Genomic DNA, 23980 nt, shown 5'->3' on the forward strand with positions numbered 1-23980 from the left:
AGGAGGGCGCATGAGCGGGCTCGCCGGGCGGGCCGTCGTCATCACCGGCGCCAGCCGTGGCGTCGGGCGGCTGCTCGCCGAGTCGTTCGCGGAATCCGGTGCGGCGCTGGGCCTGCTGGCCCGGGACGGGACCGCGGTGAAGGAGCTGGCGAACCGGCTGCCGGTGGAAAGCGTGGCCGTCACGTGTGACGTGTCGCGCCCGGACGAGGTGGCCGAGGCGTTTGCGACGGTGGCAGGCTCGCTGGGCCGGATCGACTCCGTCGTCGCCAACGCCGGGATCGCGCCGGCCTCCGGCCGGGCACACAAGCTGAGCCTCGACTCCTGGCGCGCGGTGCTCGACGTCAACCTGACCGGCAGCTTCCTCACCGCCTGCGCTGCGCATCCGTATCTCGCCGAGTCCGGTTCGGGGCGGCTGGTGCTCACGTCCTCGGTGATGGCGCGGCTCCCGCGTCGCGGGGTGAGCGCCTACGCCGCGTCGAAGGCGGGTGTCGAGGGGCTCACCCGCGCGCTCGCCGCGGACTGGGCGATCGACGGGATCCACGTGAACGCCGTCGCGCCCGGCTTCCTCGACGCGGGCATGGGTACGGCGTTCAGCGAAACGGGCCGGCTGCGGGATCAGGTGCTGTCCCGCACGGTGTCGGGCCGGTTCGGCGAGCCCGGTGAATTCGCCGAAGCGGTCGGGTTTCTGGCGGGATCCGGCTCGGGTTACCTGACCGGGCAGGTGCTGGCGGTCGACGGCGGATACGGGCTGAGCTGATGGCTGTCGCGGTGGGGCCGGACACCGGGCGCCGGTGGCAGGCCATCGGGGTGATCGGGCTGGCGCAGCTGCTCGTCATGATCGACACGACGATCGTCAACATCGCCCTGCCCTCGGCGCAGCGGGCGCTGGGCATGTCCGACGGGACCCGGCAGTGGACGCTCACCGCGTACACCCTCGCGTTCGGCGCGCTGCTGCTCCTGGGCGGCAGGCTCGCCGACCGCTGGGGGTGCCGGACCATCCTGATCGTGGGCGCGGCCGGGTTCGCGGCGATGTCCGCGCTCGGTGGAGCCGCGACGGGCCCGGCGATGCTGATCGCCGCCAGGGCCGGGCAGGGTGCCTTCGCGGCCCTGCTGGCCCCGGCCACGCTGTCGATGCTCGCGGTCACGTTCACCGGTGTCCGCGAGCGGGCACGGGCGTTCAGCGTGGTGAGCGCGATCGCGATGTCCGGGACCGCCGTCGGCCTGCTCGCCGGCGGTGCCCTCGCCGAGTACCTCGGCTGGCGCTGGTGCCTGTACGTCAACCTGCCGCTCGCGGTCGTGACCGCGCTCGGCAGCCGGTACGCACTCACCGATCTCCCCCGGCACCGCGGAATCCGGCTGGACTGGCCGAGCGCGGCACTGGGCGGGGCCGGGTTCGCGGCACTCGCCTGCGCCTGCTCGGGCGTGGGTGGTGCACTCGCCGGTGGTGGCGGGGTGCTGTTGCTGGCCGGGTTCGTCGTCCGGCAGCGGACCGCCGCGAGCCCGCTGCTCCCCCTGCGCGTCATCGCCGACCGCGGCCGCGCGGCGGCTTGCCTGTCCGTCGCGGCAACGGGATTCGGCATGTTCGGGATGTTCCTGCTGCTGACCTACCAGCTGCAGGTGGTGATGGGTTTCCGCCCGCTCGTGACCGGGCTGGCCTTCCTGCCGTTCGTGGCCGGGAACGTTGTTGCCTCGACCACGCTGACCAGGCGGCTGCTGCCCGTCACCGGTCCTCGCCCGCTGCTGGAGGGCGGCATGATGCTGCTGGCCGCCGGGCTCGGGCTGCTCACCACACTCGCGCCGGATTCGTCTTACTGGGAGCTGTTGCTGCCCTCGCAGGTGCTGCTCGGCGCCGGGGCCGGGTTCGCGGTGCCGACCGCGATCAACCTCGCCACCACCGGGGTCGGGGCCCGCGACTCCGGGGTGGCTTCGGCGTTCGTCACGACCTCGCAGCAACTGGGCGCTTCGCTCGGCACGGCGGCGCTCAACACCGCCGCCGCCGCAGTGGGTGCGACGGCGCACGGCTATGCCATCGCGGGCGGCTGGGCGGCGGGCGTGGTCGCGATCGCGGCGCTCATCGTCGGTTTTCTCCTTCGCGCACAACATCGGGAGGCTGCAGCATGAAGTACGAAGTGGATACTTTCCCCGGCATCCGGGTGCCGGTGGACGAGGAAACGAGCCTCGCCGGGGATCTCTACCGGCCACGCACCGCCGAGCCGGTGCCCGGGATCGTCACCTTCCACTATGGACGGAGGACACTGGGCGTCCGCTGTTTCCGGTTCTTCGCCGAAGCGGGGTTCGCGACGCTGGTCGTGGACTGCCGCGGCATCGGCGAATCCGACGGGATGCCCCGCGAACCGCTCGACCCGCGCGAAGGCGAGGACGGCGCGGCGATCATCTCCTGGCTCGCCGGGCAGCCTTGGTGCACCGGCGAAATCGGGATGTGGGGGTTCTCCGGCGGCGCGGCGCTGACACTGCTGACCGCGAGCCGGCGCCCGCCCGAGCTGAAGGCGATCGTGCCGGTGATGGGCTTCACCAGCTGGGAGCGCGACCTGGTGCACCCGGGCGGGATCCGCGGCGGGATCGGGTTCTACATGCTGCCGTGCATCGAGAAGATGCTCAACGACTTCCTCCCGCCGATGCTCGGTCCGGACCTGGAGGTGCGGCGCAAGGTGTGGCGCGAGCGCGCCGAGGTGATGGACTCGTGGATCGCCGACGCCTGGCGCCACGGCCCCGGAGACCCGGACTGGCGGCCACGGGACGTGGACACGAGCACGATCGCCGCACCCGCATTGTGCATCGGCGGCTGGCTGGACCTCTGCCGCGCGACGATGCTCGACACCTACCGGAAGATCGCCGCGCCCAAGAGCCTCGTCGTCGGGCCCTGGCTGCATGATCTTCCGGAGAACGCCGCGCTGGCGCCGGTCGAGTCACTGTCGATGGCCCGCGACTGGTTCGGCGGCTGGCTGCGCGGTTCGGGCTCGGAAACCGGTGTCCGAGTGTACGTGCAGGGCGAAAACCGCTGGGCGGAGCCGGAAACCTGGCCACCGCCGGCCCGCCGCGTGACCTTCTCCGCCGCGCCCGGGCGCGGGCTCGTGCCCGGCGCGGCCGAGGTCGTGGTGAGCCGGCTGACCGATCCGACGGCGGGACTGCTCGGCGGCCTGTGGACGATGCCGATATCGGACCTCGGCTATCCCCTCGACCAGCACGACGACGACCAGCGCTCGCTCAGTTTCAGCACCGCGCCACTCGCGGAGCCGTTACGGATCACCGGAACCGCGCTCGTCACGCTCGAACTGGCCGACGTGTCGACCGTGCGCCGGTGCGTGGCGAAGCTCGCGGACGTGGACGAGCAGGGCCGGTCGACGGTCATCGCCAACGGGCTGTCGGCCGAGCCTGGACAGCCGATCACGCTCGATCCGTCCTGCCACACCGTGCTGCCGGGGCATCGGCTCCGGCTGGTGCTTTCCGACGGCGACTTCCCCCGCCTGTGGCCGGCACCGGCGCGGGAGGTACTCGGCATCCGGGCCGCGCGCGTGGAACTGTCCATTTCGGACACTCTGCCGCCGGCGGAGCGGCCCTACCCCACACCGGCGCGGGACCGGGGCATGCTCAAGTTCGCGCAGCGGCCGGTCTGGCGGATCTCGCGTGATCACGTGGCGGAGGGGGTCACGCTGGAGCTGAGCGCGAACCAGCGCAGGCTCTACACCCCGGACGGCGCGCGGATCTCCGAGCGGACGTTCGGCGCCACCGCACGGGTCGGGATGGACGACCCCGCGTCGGCGTCGATGACGGTGCACGCCGGCTTCCGGCTCGAAAGCGAGGAAGGTGAGGAAGTCGTTGTGCGCGCCGGGATCGCAATCGACGGCGCGGAAGGAGTGGCCACGGCGGAAACCCTGATCGACGAGCGGCCGGTGGTCCAGCGCGAGTGGCACCTGGGCTAACGGCTCTCCTCCCAGCGACGCGCGAAGGCGCATCGGCCGTCGACCTCGACGCGGCCGGTCACGGTCACGGTGCTGTCGGTCAGCCGCAGCTCCGCGCGAACCGCGACCGTTTCCCCGTTCGCCAGCAGGAGGTTCGCGGTCGCGGTGCCCTCCACCACGGCGTCGGCCTCGGCGCCGTGGTGGACGCGCGCGGTCAGCTCGCGGCGCATCTCCAGCCGGTGCGCACCGTCCGGTGTCGGCCCGGCGACCATCCCGCCCAGCGTGACGGCGATCCCGTCGTCGATCAGATCGCGGGTGACCGTCCACACGGGACGTTGCTCTCCCGCGGCCGGTACGGGCTCGGGCACCGGCAGTTCGGCGGGCACGAACTCGTCGATCACGGGCAGGGTGACCGCCACGCCCCGCACGCGGAGCCCGGGTGCCGTGACCGGCCACAGCCGGGGAAAGTCGGCGGTACCGACCGAAATCCGCAGCCGGTGCCCGGCCCGGACCGCGTAACACGTCGGCGCGCCCGCGCTGATCAACGTCGAGCGGTCCTGCTCGTCGACGTCACACAACCGCGCCGTGGCTTCCGACACCTCACCCCGGACCGTCACCGTCGGCCGCCCGGCGATCACCAGTTCCTGCCGCAGCGGCGCGCTCGTGAAGGTGAGGCTGCGCAGGTCGTCGTCGTGCTGGTCCAGCGGAAGGCCGAAACCGCTGGTGGGCAGTCCCCACAGCCCGCTCAGCGCACCGGCCGTCGGGTCGGCTCCGCCTTCCGCGATCACCCCGGCGCAGCTGCCGGGCCCCGGCCGGAGCACGGGATCGCCCTCGGTGGCGAAAACCTCGTCCCGGTGCGCGGGCGGCCAGGAATCGAGCGACTGCCATCCCGGCGACGCGCCCTGGCGGTAGACGGTGACCGGCGGCTCGTCCATCAGCCCGGTGTCGAGGCCGCTGAGCCAGTGCTGCCACCAGCGCAGCGCGAGCACCCGGAACTCGACCGGATCGAACGGCGACGCCTCCGGCGTGGTGTGCATCCACGGCCCGGCGAGGAGTTTCTTCGGCGCGCCGATCCGTTCGTAGGCCCGGATCGTCGCGTCGCAGAACAGGTCCCGCCAGCCCGCGACGACGAACGACGGCACCGAGATCAGCTCCGGGTCCACCACCCGCCGCCGCCAGACCGGGTGCTCCGGCTGGTGCCGGAACAGGTCCAGCACCCAGGGCTCCGCCGTGTGCAGCCGTTCGCGCCAGCGCCGCCGCGCCACCTCCGAGCCGTAGTCGTTAACCGGCGGCAGCAACTGGTTGAGGAACGTGTCGAGCCCCCACTGCCCGAGCGAACCGAGGCCACCGCGGCGGCCGCCGGGGTGCACGAAATCGAGTTCGGGGTCGAGCATCCCCATCACCGGCATGATCGCCTTGAGCGCCGGAGGTTTCCGTCCCGCCGTGCGCAGGGACAGGATCGCGCCGTAGGAATGCCCCCACATGCCCACGTTTCCGTTGCACCAGGGCTGTTCGGCGGCCCACGCGACGGCCGCGACGCCGTCGTCGGCTTCGCCGGGGTCGAATGGCGGCCGCTGCCTGCCGTCCGAGGAGCCGGTGCCGCGGAAGTCGACGAGCACACTGGCGCAGCCGCGTTCGGCGAACCAGTGCGCGGTGGGCCCGTTCGCGAGTCCCGCGCCCGCGTCCTTGCGGTAGGGCAGGATCGTGAGCAGCGCGGGCACCGGGCCGGCGTCCGCCGGGCGGAAAACGTCGGCGGACAAGGTCACGCCCGGCTCCGCGGTCGGGATCCGCACGTCCCGCCGGACCTCGACGAGGTGCCGCGCCGGGCGGACGGACAGGATGTTCCTAGCTGGCATGTTTCCTCGCAAGCAGAGCAGGGACGCCGGGCTGGGGTTCCCCCGTTTTCTCGCGTTTCCGGCGCTGTGCCACGGGATCCGGCACCGGGGCCGCCGCGAGCAGGGCCCGGGTGTAGGGGTGGCGCGGCGTTTCGCAGACCTGCTCGACCGGGCCCGATTCGACGATCTCGCCGCGGTACATCACCGCCACCCGGTGCGCGATGTGCCGGACGACGGCGAGGTCGTGCGTGATGAACAGGTAGCTCAGCCCGAGATCCCGCTGCTGTTGCTTCAGCAGGTTGAGCACCTGCGCCTGCACGGACAGGTCCAGCGCGCTGGTCGGCTCGTCGCACACGATCAGCCTCGGCCGGACGACGAGCGCGCGGGCGACGGCGATCCGCTGCCGTTGCCCACCCGAGAACTGCGCGGGATAGCGCTGGGCCGACTCCACGGGAAGGCCCACCCGCCTGAGCGCCTCCGTGACGTCCTCGCCGCCCTTGCGCTCGCTCAGCGTCTGGCCGACGGTCCGCCTGGGGTTCAGCGAGCCGTACGGGTCCTGGAAGATCGCCTGGATGTCCGCGGTCAGCGCCCGGCGCCGGCCGGCCGTGGCATGGGTGATGTCCTCGCCGTCGAAGAAGATCTCGCCCGCGGCGGCCGGGACCAGGCCCAGCACCGCGTTGCCGAGCGACGACTTCCCGGACCCGCTCTCGCCCACCAGGGCGACGGTCTCCCCCTGACCGACGCTCAGGTCGATGCCGCGGACCGCGGTGAGCGCGGACCGGCGGCTGCGGCGGTACTGCACGGTCAGCCCGCGGAGCTCGAGTAGAGGGGTCATCGCACCGCCATCTCGTCGGAGTGGATGCAGCGGCTCACCCGGCCGGCTCCCAGTTCGGTGAGCAGGATCGGGCCGGTACCGCATTCGGTTGTGGCATAAGGACATCTGGGCTGGAAGTGGCAGCCGGGCGGCCAGTCGGCGGGAGCCGGGACACTGCCCGGGATGGCGGGCAGCAGGTCACCGGCCGGGGCCAGCCGCGGATTCGCGGCCAGCAGCCCCTCGGTGTAGGGATGCCGTGGCGCCGCGTAGAGCTCCTCCACGCCTGCTTGTTCGGTGACCTCGCCCGCGTACATCACCAGCGCCCGGTCGCACAGGTCCGCCAGCACGCCCCAGTCGTGGGTGACGAGGATGATCGCCATGCCGAGCCGGGTGCGCAGCTCGCGCAGCAGCGCGAGAATCCCGGCCTGCACGGTGACATCGAGCGCGGTGGTCGGTTCGTCGGCGATCAGCAGCGCCGGTTCGCCGGCCAGCGCGAGCGCGATGGACACGCGTTGCGCCATCCCGCCGGACAGCTCGTGGGGATAACGACGGGCGACGTCCGCGGGCAACCGGACCAGCTCCAGCAGCTCGGCGGCCCTGGCGCGCGCGTCGCGGCGCGGCATCCGCCGGTGCCGCCTGATCACCTCGACCAGCTGGCCGCGCACCCGGAACGAGGGATCGAGTCCGCTCAGGGGTTCCTGTGAGACCAGCCCGATCCGCGAGCCGCGGATCCGGGCCAGTTCCCGGTCGGCGAGGCCGATCAGCTCCTGACCGTCGAAGACCACCGAACCCGACGAAACCCGGCCGGAACCGGGCAGCAGCCCGAGCAGCGCCCTCGCGGTGACCGTCTTGCCGCAACCCGATTCGCCGACGATCCCGACCGCTTCCCCCGCCGCCACCTCGAAGCTGACGTCGCGCACGACGGTGGTGCCGAACTCGATGCCGAGTCCCTTGACGGACAACAAGTTCCCAGCCGCACGCGGGGCCGCCGCAGGTGACCGGGACAGACCGTCCCAGCGCACCGGTTCCGGCCGGGACCGGCCCACGGTCAGATCGCGGACGGCGTCACCCAGCAGGCCGAGCGCCAGCACCGTGAGCGCCAGGATCCCACCCGTCGGCACGAGCAGCCACGGGTCCTTGCTGATCACGTTCGAGGCTTCGGCGACCATGTTGCCCCAGCTCGGCCCCTCGGTCTCCGGCCGGGCGAGCCCCAGGAACGACAACGCGCTCTGCGCGAGCACGGCCGCCGCCGCGAACAGCGAGACCTGCACGATGATCGGCCCGGCGAGCCTGGGCAGGATGTGCCGCAGCATGATCCGGGTTTCGGTCAGCCCGGACAGCCGCGCCGCCTTGACGTACAGCTCGTTGCGCAGCGAGATCGTCATCCCGCGCACGACCCGCAGCAGCAGCGGGCAGCTCATCACCCCGAGCGCGACCATGGCCGCCGCGTCATTGCCGGGGAACACGGCGAGCACCATGAGCAGCACGATGATCCCGGGCAGCGCCAGCAGCAGATCGCCGAACCGCCCGATCAGCCGGTCGGCCCAGCGGCCGACGAACCCCGCCACCACCCCGAGCACGACGCCGAGCACGGTGAACACGGCGACGGCCACCAGCACGTCGAGCAGCGTGTACCGGGTGCCGGAGAGCAACCGGACCAGCACGTCCCGGCCGAGCCGGTCGGTGCCGAGCCAGTGCGCCGGGGCCGGCCCGCTCAGCGCCGCGCCGAGGTCCTGCCGTTCCGGGTCCACGCCGGTCAACGGCACGACGACCGACACCACGGCGAGCACGCCCAGGAAGCACGCGGACGTAAGCCCGAGTGGTTTGCGGAGCAGCCCGCGCCACACGCCGCGCGCCGGATCGGTGGTGGTCATGGCGTCCGCGCCTTCGGGTTGAGCAGCCGGTAGGACAGGTCCACGAGCAGGTTGGCGGCCACCACGACGATCGTGAAGCAGAACGCGATCCCTTCGATCATCGGCAGGTTGTGCCCGCTGCCGGCGGCCACCGCCTGCTGCCCGAGGCCGGGGACGGCGAACACCGATTCGATCAGCACGGTGCCGCTGAGCAGGTTCACCAGCAGCAGGCCGAGCACGGTGACCACCGGGACGGCGGCGTTGCGCAGCGCGTGTTTGTACACAATGGACACCGTGGACAGGCCGCGGGCGCGCAGCATCGTGACGAACTCGCCCGAGAGCACGTCGGCCATCGAGTCCCGGGTCTGCTTGGCCACCACGGCCACCGCACCGGCCGACAACGTGACGATCGGCAGCGTGATGCACGCCAGCCAGGCCGCGGGGCTGGTCTGCGGCGAAACGTACCCGCTCGCGGGGAAAGCCACGATCCGCACCGCGAGCAGTTCCACCAGCACGAGCGCGAGCCAGAAGTTCGGCATCGCGAGCCCGGCCAGCGACACCACGTCCACCAGGCGCCCGGTCCAGCCCGCCCGCCGCGCGCCGGTGATCCCCAGCCAGACCCCGAGCACCCCGGACACCAGCACGGTGCCGAGGATGATCGAGAGGCTGGGCACGATCCGGCCCGAGAGCGCCTCGGTGACCGGCTGCCCGTTGAACAGGTCGGTGCCGAGGCTGCCGTGCACGAGGTTTTCCAGCCAGTGCCAGTACTGCACCGGCAGCGGCTGGTCGAGGCCGAGCAGCCGGCGGGTCTGCTCGTACTGCTCCTGGGTGTAGCCGGTGCTCTGTCCACTGAGGATGGACTTCGCGGCGTCACCGGGCGCGAGTGACACCAGGACGAAGGTCAGCCCGGTGACCACGAACAGCAGCACCACCGAGGAACCGAGCCAGCGCACCGTCTCCCTGAGCATGCCCCTCACCCGGCCGGCTGGATCTCGTACAGCGACAGCAGCGGCGCCTTGGCCGAGGTCGCCGCGCCGGACACGGATTTCCTCGCGTAGAAGGGAAGCGTCGTGGTGACCACCGGGACGAACCACGCCTGGTGCGTGAGCTGTCCGAGGATCTGCTGGTCGAGCTTGTCCTTGTCCGGCCCGGAGGAACGCGCGGCCTGGTCGTAGAGCGACTGGAGGGTGGCGTCCTGGGTCTTGAACGGGTTGTAGGTCGCCGGTGGCAGGAACAGCGCCGGTCCTTCCATCCACACCGGCAGCTGCCCGAACGCGGTCATGAACGCCGGGAACTTCGCGCCGAACGCGTCGGAGGTGTACTCGGTCGTACTGGCGTAGTCGGTGATCTGCAGCTCGACGCCGATCTCCTTCCACTGCTGTGCCAGCGCCTGCGCCACCAGGTTCATCTGCTGGTACTCGGGCGTGACGATGCGGAGCGGGAAACCGTTGGGATAGCCCGCTTCCGCGAGCAGGCCCTTCGCCTTGGCCACGTCGTGCGGATACGCGTTGTCCAATGCCGCGTCGTAGCCGTACCCGCCGGGCACGGTGATCTGGCCGGCGGGCTGGGCGTTCCCGCCGAACAGCGCGGACGCGATCGCCGCGCGGTCGGTCGCGTAGTTCAGCGCCTGCCGCACCCGGACGTCGGACAGCGCTTTGGCCAGCGTGCCGTCCCGGTCCGCGAGCACGACCCCGTTCCACAGCAACGGCGCGGCCGCGATGGTGAGCCCGGCCTGTTTCGCGGCGTCCATTGTGGACGCGTCGCCGACCGCGACGTCGGCCTGCCCGGTCTTGAGCGCGTTCAGCACCGACTGGCCGTTGGTGATCACCTTGAGGACGACCCTCTTCCAGTGCACCGCGCCCGGGTCGTAGTAGTTCGGGTTCGGCACGTAGGTGTAGTGGTCGCCGGTGGTGGTCTGCGCCGGGTCGAGTGTGTAGGGGCCCGCGCCCGCTGTCTGCGTGCCGAGCTGCGCGGCCGCCTGCAGTCCCTTCGGGCTGATCACACCGCCGACGAGGTAGTCCTGGGTCAGCAGCTCCGGGAAGTTCGGGTTCGGGCTGGCCGCCGTGACGGTCACCGTGAGCGGATCGGTGGCGGCGAACGTGTCGCCGGTGAAGAACGGGGCGAGCTGGCCGTGCGCGGCGGTGATGTAGGTGAAGTGGTCGACCACGTTCTGCGCGGTGAGCTCGCTGCCGTCGGAGAACTTCACCCCGGGCCGCAGATGCAGCACGAACCGGGTGTTGCCGGTGCCTTCGTAGTTCCAGGAAGTCGCGAGCCCCGGCTGGAGGGTGCCGTCGGAATGCCGGACGACGAGCGGTTCGTAGGCCAGCTGCTCGAACCAGGCGTCGTTCTGTTGCGCCTTCGCGGGATCGAGGCTTTGCGGCGGGGCGATCGTCACCACCGTCAGCGTGTCACCGGCTTGGCCGCCGGACTGTGCTTCCTGCACCGCACCCGCGCACGCCGTGGTGCCCAGCACTACCGCCGCCGTCAGCGCTATTCCCGCTCTGCGCCGCACGGTCCGCCCCCGGCCGAACCCCGTGCGAACCTCAACCCCCGCCTGCCGATCAAAGCGCACGACGTCCTCCTTCGACTCATCGTTGAGCCAAACGCCTCAGGCGGAACAGTTCACCCGAGATCGCCTTGGGTACTGATGAAGGTAAAATAGTACCCAAATCAGTGCTGACGCAAGAGTCGGCCAGTGAAACTTTGTGCTCACGCCCCGGAACCGTGCGAGCGCGCACGGTTTTGGGAGATAAGGAAAACTCAGCCAGGCGGTGTTTTGTTGGTCAACGCCGCCAGCACGAGGTCGCTGACTTCGGTGAAGGCGTCGCCGGAAGAAAGGCCGGTGCGGGTGAGCAGTTCGCCGTGCTGGATGCCGTCGATCAGCAGCGCCACGGCTTCGCCGACGAACTCCGCGTGCACCGCGCGGAAGCTGCCCGCCTCCACGCCTTCGCGGATGTACTCACGCACGCGCTGCGCGGCCGCGGCCGAGTTGGTCGCGTAGATCTCGCGGGTGGCGTCGTGCGTGACGAGGTCTTCGTAGCAGGCACGCGACATCTTCCGCATTTCCGTGCCGACGCCGGCCAGGTACACCGCGATCCGGGTGGACGGGTCGTCGACCTCCGCCACCCGCTTCTCGGTGCGCGCCGTCGCGTCACGGAAGAAATGCTTGATGGCGCTCGTGACGAGATACTCCTTGCTCGACGAGATCGCGTAGAGCGTCGACTTCGAGCACTGCAGGCGCGCGGCGATGTCGTCGACCGTGAGCCGGGCGAACCCCTCGCTCAGCACGATCTCCTGGATCCGGCTGAGCAGCTCGTCGCGCCGGGCGTCGTCGATCCGGCGGCGCCGGGGCGCTCTCGGCTGCACCGAGTTCGGGCTCGTCCGGGCCACGCCTGCCCCCTCACGCTTGGGTACCGGTCTGGATACGTCTGGACACTACAAGGTACCCGCATCCGCGCCGGGGAACCGGTTTCCGTCTTGTCAGACACTAATTGGGGTACTAATGTACGCCTGACAGTACCGACCTGACGCGAAGGTGACGGACAATGTCGACCCCCACCGCAGCTCCGCTCGATCCGGTCGCTCACGTGCACGACCTGGTCCAGCTGTACGGAAGCCCGGAATCGAGCGTCGCCGGGCTGCTTTGCGACCGGTACCCCGCCGAGGCCGTGGCCTACACGGTCGTCGAGCCCGACCTGTCCGCGACGGTACTCACCTACGGCCGGCTCCGCGCGGACTCGGAACGGTTCGCCGCCGCGCTCGCCGGGCTCGGCGTGCGCCCCGGTGACCGGGTGGCGACGCTGATGGGCAAGAGCGCCGGTTATCTGGTGGCATTACTGGGAATCTGGCGTCTCGGCGCCGTGCACGTCCCGCTGTTCACCGCGTTCGCCCCGCCGGCGATCGCCCTGCGGCTCACCGGCTCGGGCGCGAAAGTGGTGCTCTGCGACGAGGCCCAGCGCCCCAAACTCGCCCCCGGCGAGGAGATGCCCGCCGACCCGCCGTGGCGGATCGTGGTGGCGGGCGGGCAGGCCCCGGATCTCGACTTCGACGAGCTGCTCGCCGCGCAGGAACCCGGCTTCCCTGCCGCCGCGCTCGGTGGCGAGGCACCGATCGTGCACATCCACACCTCCGGCACGACGGGCAGGCCGAAAGGTGTCGTGGTCCCGGCGGTGGCGATCGCCGGGTTCCGCGCGTACGTCGAATACGGCATCGGGCTGCGGGACGACGACGTCTACTGGTGCGCCGCCGACCCCGGCTGGGCCTATGGGCTGTACTTCGGCATCCTCGGGTCGCTCAGCGTCGGCGTGCCGAGCATGCTGCTGCACGCCGGGTTCTCCGCGGAGCTGACCTGGCAGGTGCTCAAACGCTTCGGCGTCACGAATTTCACCGCCGCCCCCACGGTTTACCGGTCGCTGCGTGCCTCGGGCACGCCCGCGCCCGGCGGGCTCCGGCTGCGCAGCGCCTCCAGCGCGGGCGAACCGCTCACCCCGGAAGTGAACGACTGGGCCGTCGGCGCGCTCGGCGTGCCCGTGCACGACCACTACGGGCAGACCGAGGCGGGCATGCTGATCAACAACCACCATCATCCGCGGCTGCACCGCCCGCTGCGGCCCGGCTCGATGGGGCAGGCCGCGCCGGGCTGGTCGGTGCGGGTGCTCTACGACGACCGTGACCAGGTCGCCCCGGCCGGGACGCTCGGCCGGATCGCCGTCGACACCAGGACCAGCCCGCTCGCCTGGTTCACCGGCTACCAGGACGCGCCGGACAAGAGCTCGGCCAAGTTCACCGCGGACGGCCGCTGGTACCTGACCGGCGACGCCGGGATGGTGCGCGCCGACGGCTACTTCCAGTTCTCCTCGCGCGACGACGACGTGATCATCATGGCCGGGTACCGGATCGGGCCGTTCGAGGTGGAATCCGTGCTGGCCACCCATCCCGAGGTGGTGGAAAGCGCTGTCATCGCCGCGCCCGACGACGTCCGGGGCGAGGTGCTCGAAGCCTACGTGGTGCCGCGGGACATGCGGCTCGCCGGCGAGACGCTGGTGGCCGAGCTCCAGCAGCTGGTGAAGACGAAGTTCGCCGCGCACGCCTATCCGCGCGCGGTGCACTTCACCGAGGCACTGCCGAAAACGCCGAGCGGGAAGATCCAGCGCTTCCTGCTGCGCGACCGTCGTCGCGCGGAGCTCCCGGTCGCCCGCCCGTGACAGCGATCGAACTGGCACCGGTGCTGGTCGAGCAGACCGGGAGTGTCCGGTGGATCCGGCTCAACCGGCCACGGGCGCGCAATGCGCTGAACCCGGAGCTGATCGCGGCGCTCGACGCGGCGATCGCGGCGGCGATGGCCGACGAGGAGACCAGGATCGTCGTCATCGCCGGCGCGGGCCCGAGTTTCTGCGCGGGCGCGGACCTGCGCCATCTGCTGGCGCTCGCCCGCTCGGGTGAAGACCCGGCCGCATTCCTCGCGAGCATCTCGGACTGCTTCTCCCGGATCGAGCGGGCGGCCAAGCCGGTCGTCGCGGCGGTGCACGGGCACGTGGTCGCCGGCGGCCTCGAACTGGCGCTCGTGTGTGACGCCGTGGTCGCTCGCTCCGGCACCCTGATCGGCGACGGCCACGTCCGGCAGGGCCTGCTGCCCGGCGCCGGCGCGAGCCTGCGCCTGCCGCGCAAGGTCGGCGAGCCATTCGCCCGGTGGCTGATGCTCACCGGTGAACTCGTTGCGGTGGAACGGTTCCTGGCCACCGGGTTCGTGTGTTCGGTGGTGCCGCCGGAGGAGTTCGAAGGCCAGGTCGAGGCCGTGGCGGCGCGGCTGCTGGCCGCCGGGGACGGCACGCACGCCCGGGTCAAGGAGCTGCTGGCGCACCGGCCCGACACGGACGACGCGCTGGTTCGTGAGCTGCGGACGTTCGGCGAACACTGGCGCGAGCACGGCGTCGCGGCGAGTCTCACCGAGTTCGTCGAACGGGGCAGGAAAGGCTGAGGTATGCGACGCTACGAAAACCGGGTCGTGCTGGTGACCGGCGCCGGCCGGGGGCTGGGCCGGGCGATGGCGGAACGTTTCGCGGCCGAAGGCGCGAAACTGGCGCTCTGCGACATCGACGAGCGTGCCGTCAAGGAGACCACGGCCGGCTGCGCGACCGAGACACGTCCCTCCATTGTGGACGTCACGGACGCGGCCGCGGTGGACGGCTGGATCGCCGGCACCGCCGAGGAGTTCGGCCGGATCGACGTACTGGTCAACAACGCCGGGGTGATCCGGGACAACCGGCTGGAGCGGATGACCGACGACGACTGGGAAACGGTCGTCGGCGTCAGCCTGCGCGGGATGTTCCACTGCTGCCGCGCCGCTTTCACCGCGATGAAGGCCGCCGGCTACGGCCGGATCCTGTCGCTGTCCTCGATGTCCTGGCGCGGGAACTTCGGCCAGGCCAACTACGCCGCCGCCAAGTCCGGGGTGATCGGGATGGCGCGCACGATCGCACTGGAGGGCGCGCGGCACGGGGTCACCTCGAACGTGATCGCCCCGGGGCTCATCGACACCCCGATGCTGGCGTCGATGAACGCCGCCGCCCGCGCGAAACTGGCGGCGAAGGTCCCTCGCGGGCACATCGGGGCACCGGCCGACATCGCCGAAGCCGCCGCGTTCCTCTGTTCGGAGACCGCGGGCTACGTCACCGGGGTCGTGCTCGACGTGGACGGCGGGATCGGGATCGGCTCGTCCGTCCGCTGACTTACAACAGGTCGTTTTCGTACGCATACAGCGCAAGCTGCGTGCGGTCCCGCAGGCCGAGTTTGCGCAGCACGCGGGAAATGTGGGTTTTCACCGTCGACTCGGCCAGCGTCAGTTCGGCGGCGATCTCGCTGTTGGACAGGCCTTGCGCGATGAGCCGGATCACGCCGCGTTCCCGGGAGCTGAGCAGGGTTCCCGGCGTGGCGACCCGGCGCTGTTCCACGGTGTGCTGCCGGTAGTGCGTGAGCAGATGCCGTGCGAACGGTGGCGAAATCCACGCTCCGCCACCGGAAACGGCGCGGATCGCGGACAGCAGCTGATCGGGGTCCTCGTCGTCGTCGACGAAGCCCTGGACGCCCGCGCGGACCGCCCGCGGCAGGTCGGCCTCGATCCCGCGGGCGGAAGTCAGGAGCACGGTGGGCAACGGCGCGCAGACGGCATAGCACGCTGAAAGTGCCGCACTGCCGGGTTGCGCGTGCAGGACGACGACATCGGGCCCGGCCGCCGAAATGCCCTGTGCGAGCCGGTCCGCACGCAGCTCCGACTCACCGGCCCAGTCGACGTCGGGCACCGTGTCCAGCAGATGCCGCAACGCCTGCCGGATCAGCACCGACTCACCGGCGACCAGCAGCCGCGCGGTCACGGAGCCCGGTCGCGCGCGGACATGACGGAAACAGGCACTTCGCCCCCCGGTGTCGTGGTTCTCGCCGATGATCGGCGACGCGCCACGCCGCACGCCCCGTGCGGACATGGTGCACCGGGGCCGCGGCCCGGACAGCCGCCAGCCGGGTGAACGCGGCTCAATGGGGCCGGATGCCGTCGACGATGACCGTGACGACCGTCTGTGCCCGCGCCTCCCACTCCGCTTCGGGTATCCGCGACAACGCTCCCAGCAGCAGGATGACGTCCGCCGCGGCTACGTCTTCGCGCACTTCGCCGACGGCCTTTCCCTTGTCCAGCAACATTTCGAGTGCTTGGTCGAGCCGATGGTGCCGGCCCGGGCAGAGGTCCTGCCACGCCGACGCCTCGATCGCCGCCAGCACACCGCGTTTGACCCGCGCGTACTCGACCAGGCGCGCCAGCCAGCAGATCAGCGCCCGCAGTGGAGGATGCTCCGCCAGCAACGGCGCGACGGCGTCGACGAGCTGGGTCAGCTCGTACCGGTACACCTCCGCCAGCAGGTGCTCACGGGTCGGGAAATGCCGGTACAGGGTGCCTTGCCCCACGCCCGCGGCCTTGGCGACCCGGTGCAGTTTCAGCTCCGCGGCCGCACCGTTGGACTTGCTCAGCTCGGCGCGCGCGGCCTCGACAATCCGGTCGCGGTTGGCGACCGCGTCCGACCGGCGCTCACGACCGACCACGAGACGACCTCCCCGACGACAAAGTGGACAACTGTCCGATACGGTGGGTTCCGATAACCGGACAGTTGTCAGCTTAAAGCAGGAGACGTCTCGATGAGTATTGACGGCAAAATCGTCGCGATCACCGGAGCCAGCAGCGGGATCGGCGCGGCCACGGCGCTGGAATTGGCAGGCCGGGGCGCGGCCGTCGTGCTGGGCGCCCGGCGCACGGACCGGCTCGGCTCGCTCGTGGCGCGCGTCCGGGCCGAAGGTGGCCGCGCGGAGATGCTGGACGTCGACGTGACCGACCGCGCCGACCTCGACCGGCTGGTGTCGCTGGCCGTGGACCGGTTCGGGCGCCTGGATGTGCTGGTGAGCAATGCCGGAGTCGCCCGGATCGCGCCCGTGGCAGACCTCGACGTCGACAGCTGGGACGCCATGATCGACGTCAACCTGCGCGGCGTCCTGCACGGTATCGCCGCCGCGCTGCCGGTGTTCCGCGCACAGGGCCGCGGGCACCTCGTCACCACGGTTTCGACGTCGGGCCTCAAGATCGTGCCGACGCAGGCTGTCTACGCGGGCACCAAGAACGCCGTGCGCACGCTCCTGGAAGCGCTGCGCCAGGAGTCCACCGACGGCGTGCTGCGCACGACCGCCATCTCGCCGGGCTTCGTCCGCACCGAACTCGTCGACCACGTCGAAGACCCCGCGCAACGCGAGCAGGCCCAGCAGGCGATGGCCACACTCGGCATCAGCCCCGACGCCGTGGCACACGCCATCGCATTCGCCATCGAGCAGCCCGAGGACATCGAAATCGGCGACCTCACGATCCGGCCGACCAGGCAGGGCTGAGCAGACGCCGTGCAGGCTCGACCGAACGAATCCGCGAGGCAGCGCGCGGCAATTCACGCGCCCTGCGCTGTCAGTACCACGGCTGGACTTTCGGCACCGACGGCGCCGCGGCCGAGGCCGGACTCGGACTCGGCCGGGTCACGCGCACCGAGTCCTACCGCGGATTCGTCTGCGCGAACACCTCTTGCTCGACCGGCTCGCGCGGCTCTCCCCCGAGGGCGAGGTCGAACTGACCGGCGGCCGGCTGCGGCACCGAACCGGGCGGCTGTATCGACTGTGGAGCCCGCGAAGCGGTCTGCCCGCAGTCGGAGATCTTCTTCGACGAGGAACTCCCTGCCGCGCAAGCGATCTACCGGACCATGAACGCCGAGTTCTTCGCGGGGACCGCCACCGGGGACCATCCCGCGGTGGCGTCCCCGCCGCACCGGGCCCGACTCAGCCAAGCACCGCGACGGCCTGCACCTCGATGAGCAAGCCCTCCACCGCCAGCCCGCACACCAGCGTCGTGCGGGCCGGCCCATTCGGCCCGAAATGCCTGGTGTACCGGTCATTCCAGGCACCGAACCACTCCCGGCCGGCGAGGAAACATTCGAGCCGGAGGATTCCTTCGCGACCGGAGCCGGCTTCGGCGAGCACGTCGTCGAGGTGTTCGAGCACCCAGCGCGCCTGAGTGTCGAAGTCCGTGGCAAGCGGTTTCAGGGTGCCGGGATCGACGGCGGCGATCCCCGCCGTGGCCACGATCCCGGCACCGGCACCGAACGACGCGAACTTCACCGCTGCCCCACCAGCGCCGGCCCGAAGTCGGAGATCGTGGGTACGCCGGCGAGGATCATCAAGGTGCGCAGCTCCTCGGCCAGCAGCTCCAGGGTCCGCCGCACCCCGGCTTCGCCGTTCGCCGCCAGGCCGTAGATCGCGAGCCGCCCGAGCACCACGACGTCGGCACCCAATGCGAGCGCGAGGAACACGTCGGCGCCGGTGCGCACGCCACTGTCCAGCGCGATGGGCACCCGGCCGGCGACCGCGGCAGCCACCTCGGGCAATGCGTCCAAAGTGGCCGGTGCCGGATCCAGCTGCCGCCCGCCGTGGTTGGACACGAGGATCGCGGAGGCCCCCGCCTCGATGGCGCGTTCGGCGGCTTCCGCGGTCAGCACCCCCTTCGCGATCCACGGCAGGCCGCACCGGGCGGTGGCGTCCGCCAGCCTTGCCCAGTCCCACGCGGGTGCGCCGTGCGCGATCAGCTGGGTGAACATCTCGGCCACGCCCGGTGTTCCGGCACCGGCCGCGTTCCCGGCGAAGAACTCCAGATCCGGGTCGAACCGGTTGATCCTGTTGCGCACACGGAATCCGGCCGTCGGGCAGTCCACCGTCACGCACAACGCCGAGTAGCCGGCTTCGCGTGCTCGCCCGGCACCTTGCCCGAAATGGTCGAACGGGTGCAGCTGCGCGATCCGCGCCGCCACCGGCGCGGCCTCCGCCACGCGCTCGAAGGAATATGTGCCGGCTTCCGGCACGATCGACGCGGTGCCACAGGACTCGTTCGCCCGCGCGACGGCGAGGTGCCCGTCCGGGTGGAACAGGCCGTCGCCGCCGAACGGCGCGGTCAGCACCGGCAGCCCGAGCGGGATCCCGAGGAACGTGGTGTCCGTCCGGGGCTCGCTCACCCCGCTCATCGGCCGCGGCCGGATGACCCGGCGTTCGAACGCGGACCGGTTGGCACGCACCGTGGTTTCGGTCCCGGCGCCACCTTCGAGGAAGTCCGCCACCGGGTCGGGCAGCGCGTTCAGCGCCGATTCGCGGATCTCGGGGAGCGCGGCGAAATCCACATCCCGCGGGTACAGCGAGTCGATCGTGGTCATCGTGCCTCCGCGGTGGCGGCCAGCGGCGCCGGGGCCGCGGTCATCGTCGAACGGCGGCGGCCGTAACCCAGGTAGAGCGCGATCCCGGCGACCAGCCAGACCCCGAACCGCAGCCAGGTCAGCGGCGCGAGCGTGGTGGCCAGCAGGACACAGCCCGCGAGCGCGAGCAAGGGCACCACCGGCACCCACGGTGTCCGGAATGGACGGTCCCGGCCGGGTTCGACGCGCCGCAGCACCAGCACCCCGACGGACACCACGGCGAAGGCGAACAGCGCGCCGACGTTGACCAGCTCGGCCACCACGTCGATGGGCACGAACCCGGCGATCAGCGCGGCCACGGCGCCGAGCACGACCGCGATGCGCAGCGGGGCACCCCGGCGGCTCGTCCTGGCCAATGCCCCGGGCAGCAGCCGGTCCCGGCACATCGCGAACATCAGCCTGGTCTGTCCATAAAGGACCATCAGCAGACCCTTGGTGAGCGCCACCACCGACGCGGCGAGGATCAGCCCGCCCGTCCAGCCCAGGTGCAGCGCCTTGAACGCGGTCGCCACCGGTGCGTCGTTGTTCAGGGTGGGATAGGGCGAGACACCGGTCAGCACGGCGCTGACCGCGATGTACAGCACGGTCGCGATGAGCACCGAGACCAGGATCGCGAACGGCAGGTCACGGCGAGGGTTGCGGCTCTCCTCCGCCGAGGTCGCCACGACGTCGAACCCGAGGAACGCGAAGAACGCCATCGCGGCCCCGCCGATGACGCCACCGGTGCCGAACGGCGCGAACGGCGCCCAGTTGGCGGCCTGGATGTGCGGCACGCCCACCGCGATGATCACCAGCAGCACCGCGACGGTCAGCACCACGAACGCCTTGGTGACCCGCGCGGTGAGCCGGACCTCGCCGGCGAGAATGGCGACCACGACGGCGATGATGATCATCGCGGGCAGGTTCACGATCCCGCCGTCCGACGGCGACGCCGTCAGCGAATGCGGGAGGGCGAGGCCGAACAACGATTCCAGCGCGGCGCCGAACATCCCCGACCAGCCGATGGCGACCGCCGCTCCACCGACCACGAGTTCGAGCAGCACATTCCAGCCGACCAGGAACGCGGGCGTCTCGCCGAGGGTCGCGTACGTGTAGGTGTAAGCGCTTCCCGAAACCGGGACCATCGCGGCGAGTTCCCCGTAGCAGAGCGCGACCAGGACGCAGACCACGCCGGCGAGCACGAACGACAGGACGATCGCCGGGCCCGTTTTGGTGGCCGCGACCACGCCGGTGGTGACGAAGATGCCGGCGCCGACGATGGTGCCGACGCCCATCGCGGTGAGGTCGAGCCTGCCGAGGCTGCGGCTTAGCCGGGCTTCGCCGCTCGTGCTCGCGGCGATCGTGGCCTCGGTGCCGCGGCGGCGCCAGCGGGTGGGCGGGGACAGGGTTGGCATGGCGGGTCCCTTCTGCGTGAGGACACGGAAACAAGACCAGAGTCGAGAAGAACTTCTCATCTCTGCTGGCAGAGTGCGCCCCGAAGACATCCAGGTCAAGGCACGACATGGGAAGTTATTCTCGCTTTAACATCGGGCGATACGATCACCCGGAGCCGAGAGGGAGAACCGAATGACCCTGCGCCGCGACACGGCCCGGACCCGGGACAGGCTGCTCGACGCCGCCGGCATCCTGCTCGCCGAACGCGGACCCGGGTTCAGCCTGCCCGACCTCGCCCGCGCGAGCGGGGTCGCGACCGCCACGGTCTACCGGCATTTCGAGGACGTCCGCGACGTCCACCACGAGTTCTACTACCGGCTGGTCGACGAGCTCGTGGCCGAGCTGACCGCGGTACCCGGCAACGGCACCGGGCGGTTCACCGAGATCTGCGCGCGCTGGGTGAACCTCGCGCTGCAGTGGGGCCGGGCGGCCACCCGGATCCGCAGCTCCGAGGGCTTCCTCGAACGCGTCCGCGCGGACGATCCCCCCACCTCCGCACTGCACGCCGCCCTCGCGCCGGTGGTGGGAGAACTCGCCAAGGCAGGCGAAATCCCGCCGCAGGACACCGACTACGCGGTGCTGGTCTGGATAACCCTCTTCGACGAACGGGTGATCGTCGACCTCGCGGCGCTCGGCTGGCCCGCGTCCCGGATCTCGCACGCCCTGTCCGGATCGGTTCTCGCGGCGTGGCAACAGAAAGACGCCGCCGGAATCACAGTCCACACCGGACGCCGTTGAGCAGGCTGCGATTCAGCGGCAGCACGTCCACCTTGCCCACGGGCCTCGCCGTTCACCGACAACACCGCGGGCAGTCCCCGCCCCGCCGCCTCGCACGCCCCACGGGCGGAAGCACTGCCCTTCTAGCCCGCGCGCGAGCAGCCGCGCGCCCTCCTCACGTACGCGGAAACTCAGTTCGAGCCCGCAGCCGCCACGCCACCGCCCGGCGCCCCCGGAATCGGGCACCAGGCCGGTGACGGTGAAGTCGCCGGTCGCGCCGAGTTCAGCGGCTTCCTCCCCCGCCCAGCGCAATGGCCGGCGCTCGCCGCGGCCTGCCCGCCAGACCCGGTACTCCGCCGCCAGCGTCTCAGGCGTGAACCGGCTGCAGCAGGCGGCGTACTTCAAAGCCCGCAGTTCGACCGTTTCCGGCGCCAGGTCGCGCTTGAGCTCGACCACGACCAAGTGCCCGTCAGTGTCGAACGCCAGCACATCGAGCCGGTCCCGCTCGCGGCCACGCGCCGACGACCAGCGGTCACACTCGCTGGTGATCACCAGCAGCCCGGGGCCCAGCATCACCGGGTGCGCGAGTACCCACTCCTGCAAATGCCCGCGCTCCTTCAAACCGGCCTCGGCCAAGGTGATCGGCGACGCACGCTTGGCCGCGGAACCGGCGACCTGGTAAACGAGCTCGTCCATAAAACCCGGACCCTACAACGTCCCACTCGGTCGCCGGTCGAGGCTCAGCGCCGGTGTCTCAATGTGAGACACGATCCCGCGCCGCGGCCGCCTACGTTGGTGGAGCGGCGGGACCGCGTCGCGTCGGCGAGCGCTGAGGGCGGGCACAGTGACGAACGCGATTGACGGGCCGGCCACGGTGCGGCGGCTGGCGAACCCCGCCGCACAGGCGCTGGCCGACCTGGCTTCGATCTTCAACGACCTGCAGACTGTACTGCGCTGTTGCGAACACCTCGTCGAGCAGCTCGCCGGGCGGGGCGACGACGTGGTCATCGAAGGGGTCTGGACCACGGCGCTCATCTCGTACGCCCGCTGCTTCACCGGCGGGAACCGTGGCATGGGGCTGACCGAGAAGGACGTCGAGGCGACGGCGCTGCCCGGCGAGGTGCTGGAGTGGCACAAGGTGCTGCGCCGCCTGCGCAAGCACTACGCCGACCCCGGGCAGAACCCGCGCGAGCGGTTCGAGGTCGGCGCGGCCACCGGGCCCGATGGGAAGGTCAGCGGGATCGCCATCACCTCCACCCCCCAGCCGCCCCTCGACGAGGTCACCGTCCGGCAGACGGGCGCGCTCGCCTACCGCCTGAGCGCGCTGGTGGACGAGCGCATCACCGAACACCAGCAGCGCGTCCTCTCGGCGGCGAGCGCGATGTCGCCGGAGGAGCTCGGCAAACTCCAGCTCATCGACCTGGGCGAACCCGCGCGGGACTGACACCGTGTTCGAGACGTAGGATGTCCTATGTCTCGCCACGGAAGGAGTCCCATGCCGCCACTCCGGGCCGAAAACCTCACCGGCGTCTGGGGCAGCGTGCTGCTGCCGGTGAACGCCGACGACAGCATCGACTTCGGGCGGCTCGGCCAGGTCGTCGACGCGCTGCTCGGCTCCGGCGTGCACGGCGTCTACACCAACGGCACCGCGGCCGAGTTCTTCACGCTCACCGACACCGAATATGACCGCCTGCACGAGCTGGTCGCCGAGCGCGCGAGCGCCGCGGGCGTGCCGTTCCAGCTGGGCGCGAGCCATCCGAGCGGTCAGCTGTCGCGCGACCGGGTGCGCCGTGCCGCCGCCCTGCGGCCCGGCGCCATCCAGATCGTGCTGCCCGACTGGCTTCCCTTGCAACCGGACGAAACCGTCGCCGCCGTGCGCGGTCTGGCCGGCGCCGCGGACGGGGTGCCACTCGTGCTGTACAACCCGCCCTACGCCAAAACCCAGATCGGGCCCGCACTGCTGGAACGGCTCGCGGACGAGGTGCCCCAGCTGATCGGCCTGAAGGTGCCCGGCGTCGAGGCGACCCGGCACCTGTGCGACCGGCTCGCGGTGTTCGTCGCCGGCCACACCCTCGCCTCGGGCCGGCTCGAGGGCGCGGCGGGCTCGTACTCCAACGTCGCGTGCCTGAGCCCGGCGGGCGCCGTGCGCTGGTGGGACCTGATGAGCACCGACCAGGCGGCCGCGCTCGACCTCGAACGGCGGCTGCGCGAGTTCATCGCCAGGCACATCGTTCCGCTCGGCTTCGCCGACCCGGCACTCGACAAGACGCTTGCCGCGATCGGCCGCTGGGCGCCGATCGGCACACGAGTGCGGTGGCCGCACCAGTTCGTGTCACCGGACGCGGTGCCAGCCCTGCGCGCGGTCGCCGAGCAGGCCCTGCCCGAACTGCTGGCCGACCCCCTCAGCGCGAGGATTACCGCCTGACCGGGTTCAGGCCGCCGAGGCGGCCTGCCTGATGAGCTCGGCCACGACCGGCGGCTGTGACTCGGAGATCGCGTGGCCGCCCCCGGCCACGACCGGGTCCTCGGTGGTAACCGGATACCAGCTGGGGACGAGCCGCACGCTCCGGGGTGATGTCACCGGCGAAGGAGT

Annotated in this window: 23 protein-coding genes; 10 read left to right on the forward strand and 13 right to left on the reverse strand. The window is 71.3% G+C overall.

All coding sequences use genetic code 11. The annotated features are described in order from the left end of the window. From VHD82_RS23085 to VHD82_RS23095, 3 genes are all read left to right on the forward strand, one after another. Nucleotides 1-757: SDR family NAD(P)-dependent oxidoreductase (locus VHD82_RS23085; protein ID WP_325707567.1), on the forward strand; the 757-nt coding region annotated here is incomplete at its 5' end. Further along, entirely contained in the window at nucleotides 757-2121 is a 1365-nt protein-coding gene (locus VHD82_RS23090; protein WP_325707570.1) for an MFS transporter, read from the forward strand. The genes VHD82_RS23085 and VHD82_RS23090, both read left to right, overlap by 1 nt. Continuing rightward, a complete protein-coding gene (locus tag VHD82_RS23095; protein WP_325707573.1) occupies nucleotides 2118-3941 on the forward strand; it encodes a CocE/NonD family hydrolase in 1824 nt (607 codons plus the stop codon). The genes VHD82_RS23090 and VHD82_RS23095 overlap by 4 nt, the downstream gene beginning before the upstream one ends. Here VHD82_RS23095 and VHD82_RS23100 read toward each other — a convergent pair. From VHD82_RS23100 to VHD82_RS23125, 6 genes are all read right to left on the reverse strand, one after another. Beyond that, complete coding sequence (locus VHD82_RS23100) at nucleotides 3938-5776, reverse strand: CocE/NonD family hydrolase (protein ID WP_325707576.1); 1839 nt, start codon at nucleotides 5774-5776, stop codon at nucleotides 3938-3940. The genes VHD82_RS23095 and VHD82_RS23100 overlap by 4 nt on opposite strands. Then, the gene (locus VHD82_RS23105; RefSeq protein ID WP_325707579.1) at nucleotides 5766-6590 is read right to left on the reverse strand and encodes an ATP-binding cassette domain-containing protein; all 825 of its coding nucleotides are present in this window, start codon (nucleotides 6588-6590) and stop codon (nucleotides 5766-5768) included. The genes VHD82_RS23100 and VHD82_RS23105 overlap by 11 nt, the downstream gene beginning before the upstream one ends. Beyond that, entirely contained in the window at nucleotides 6587-8443 is a 1857-nt protein-coding gene (locus tag VHD82_RS23110; RefSeq protein WP_325707582.1) for a dipeptide/oligopeptide/nickel ABC transporter permease/ATP-binding protein, read from the reverse strand. Before VHD82_RS23110 ends, VHD82_RS23105 begins: the two co-directional genes overlap by 4 nt. After that, nucleotides 8440-9390, reverse strand: coding sequence for an ABC transporter permease (locus tag VHD82_RS23115; protein ID WP_325707585.1), 951 nt, complete (start codon nucleotides 9388-9390; stop codon nucleotides 8440-8442). The genes VHD82_RS23110 and VHD82_RS23115 overlap by 4 nt, the downstream gene beginning before the upstream one ends. 5 nt (nucleotides 9391-9395) lie before the next feature. After that, entirely contained in the window at nucleotides 9396-10934 is a 1539-nt protein-coding gene (locus VHD82_RS23120) for an ABC transporter substrate-binding protein (protein ID WP_325707587.1), read from the reverse strand. 248 nt (nucleotides 10935-11182) lie between these two features. Further along, on the reverse strand, nucleotides 11183-11812 hold the full coding sequence (locus tag VHD82_RS23125; RefSeq protein WP_325707590.1) for a TetR/AcrR family transcriptional regulator: 630 nt from the start codon (nucleotides 11810-11812) through the stop codon (nucleotides 11183-11185). 155 nt (nucleotides 11813-11967) lie between these two features. Between VHD82_RS23125 and VHD82_RS23130 the strand changes: the two genes are divergently transcribed. The 3 genes from VHD82_RS23130 to VHD82_RS23140 are packed head-to-tail and all read left to right on the forward strand — an operon-like array spanning nucleotide 11968 to nucleotide 15149. Then, nucleotides 11968-13626 (forward strand): AMP-binding protein, encoded by a 1659-nt coding sequence (locus VHD82_RS23130; RefSeq protein WP_325707593.1) that lies wholly within the window; start codon nucleotides 11968-11970, stop codon nucleotides 13624-13626. Then, nucleotides 13623-14399: an enoyl-CoA hydratase/isomerase family protein gene (locus VHD82_RS23135; protein WP_325707596.1), complete on the forward strand. Its 777-nt coding sequence runs from the start codon at nucleotides 13623-13625 to the stop codon at nucleotides 14397-14399. Before VHD82_RS23130 ends, VHD82_RS23135 begins: the two co-directional genes overlap by 4 nt. A 3-nt stretch (nucleotides 14400-14402) precedes the next feature. Then, a complete protein-coding gene (locus VHD82_RS23140) occupies nucleotides 14403-15149 on the forward strand; it encodes an SDR family NAD(P)-dependent oxidoreductase (protein ID WP_325707599.1) in 747 nt (248 codons plus the stop codon). A 1-nt stretch (nucleotide 15150) separates the two neighbouring features. Here the strand turns inward: VHD82_RS23140 and VHD82_RS23145 are convergent, their stop codons facing one another. Both VHD82_RS23145 and VHD82_RS23150 read right to left on the reverse strand, forming a co-directional pair. Next, the gene (locus tag VHD82_RS23145) at nucleotides 15151-15900 is read right to left on the reverse strand and encodes a response regulator transcription factor (RefSeq protein WP_325707602.1); all 750 of its coding nucleotides are present in this window, start codon (nucleotides 15898-15900) and stop codon (nucleotides 15151-15153) included. 49 nt (nucleotides 15901-15949) lie between these two features. Continuing rightward, nucleotides 15950-16510, reverse strand: a complete 561-nt coding sequence (locus tag VHD82_RS23150; RefSeq protein WP_325707605.1) for a TetR/AcrR family transcriptional regulator — start codon at nucleotides 16508-16510, stop codon at nucleotides 15950-15952. Between the two features lie 93 nt (nucleotides 16511-16603). Between VHD82_RS23150 and VHD82_RS23155 the strand changes: the two genes are divergently transcribed. Beyond that, on the forward strand, nucleotides 16604-17341 hold the full coding sequence (locus tag VHD82_RS23155; RefSeq protein ID WP_325707608.1) for an SDR family oxidoreductase: 738 nt from the start codon (nucleotides 16604-16606) through the stop codon (nucleotides 17339-17341). Nucleotides 17342-17776: 435 nt separating this feature from the next. On the opposite strand, the gene VHD82_RS23160 is transcribed toward VHD82_RS23155, so the two are convergent. From VHD82_RS23160 to VHD82_RS23170, 3 genes are read right to left on the reverse strand one after another with little or no spacing between them, the layout of a single operon-like run. Then, a complete protein-coding gene (locus VHD82_RS23160) occupies nucleotides 17777-18115 on the reverse strand; it encodes a RidA family protein (protein WP_325707611.1) in 339 nt (112 codons plus the stop codon). Continuing rightward, the gene (locus VHD82_RS23165) at nucleotides 18112-19197 is read right to left on the reverse strand and encodes an alpha-hydroxy acid oxidase (protein ID WP_325707614.1); all 1086 of its coding nucleotides are present in this window, start codon (nucleotides 19195-19197) and stop codon (nucleotides 18112-18114) included. The genes VHD82_RS23160 and VHD82_RS23165 overlap by 4 nt, the downstream gene beginning before the upstream one ends. After that, the gene (locus VHD82_RS23170) at nucleotides 19194-20630 is read right to left on the reverse strand and encodes an amino acid permease (RefSeq protein ID WP_325707617.1); all 1437 of its coding nucleotides are present in this window, start codon (nucleotides 20628-20630) and stop codon (nucleotides 19194-19196) included. The genes VHD82_RS23165 and VHD82_RS23170 overlap by 4 nt, the downstream gene beginning before the upstream one ends. 172 nt (nucleotides 20631-20802) lie before the next feature. On the opposite strand from VHD82_RS23170, the gene VHD82_RS23175 reads away from it, so the two are divergent. Next, nucleotides 20803-21408, forward strand: a complete 606-nt coding sequence (locus tag VHD82_RS23175; protein WP_325707620.1) for a TetR/AcrR family transcriptional regulator — start codon at nucleotides 20803-20805, stop codon at nucleotides 21406-21408. A 12-nt stretch (nucleotides 21409-21420) separates the two neighbouring features. Here VHD82_RS23175 and VHD82_RS23180 read toward each other — a convergent pair whose 3' ends face one another. Continuing rightward, nucleotides 21421-22083 (reverse strand): hydantoinase B/oxoprolinase family protein, encoded by a 663-nt coding sequence (locus tag VHD82_RS23180; RefSeq protein ID WP_325707623.1) that lies wholly within the window; start codon nucleotides 22081-22083, stop codon nucleotides 21421-21423. A gap of 148 nt (nucleotides 22084-22231) precedes the next feature. Here VHD82_RS23180 and VHD82_RS23185 point away from each other — a divergent pair, with 148 nt between their 5' ends. Next, nucleotides 22232-22831, forward strand: coding sequence for a hypothetical protein (locus VHD82_RS23185; protein WP_325707626.1), 600 nt, complete (start codon nucleotides 22232-22234; stop codon nucleotides 22829-22831). Nucleotides 22832-22882: 51 nt separating this feature from the next. After that, nucleotides 22883-23812, forward strand: a complete 930-nt coding sequence (locus VHD82_RS23190) for a dihydrodipicolinate synthase family protein (RefSeq protein WP_325707629.1) — start codon at nucleotides 22883-22885, stop codon at nucleotides 23810-23812. 6 nt (nucleotides 23813-23818) lie between these two features. Here VHD82_RS23190 and VHD82_RS23195 read toward each other — a convergent pair whose 3' ends face one another. After that, the gene (locus tag VHD82_RS23195; RefSeq protein WP_325707632.1) at nucleotides 23819-23968 is read right to left on the reverse strand and encodes a hypothetical protein; all 150 of its coding nucleotides are present in this window, start codon (nucleotides 23966-23968) and stop codon (nucleotides 23819-23821) included. Nucleotides 23969-23980 lie beyond the last annotated feature (12 nt).

The sequence above is a fragment of the Amycolatopsis sp. genome, assembly GCF_035546795.1.
Taxonomy (GTDB): domain Bacteria; phylum Actinomycetota; class Actinomycetes; order Mycobacteriales; family Pseudonocardiaceae; genus Amycolatopsis_E.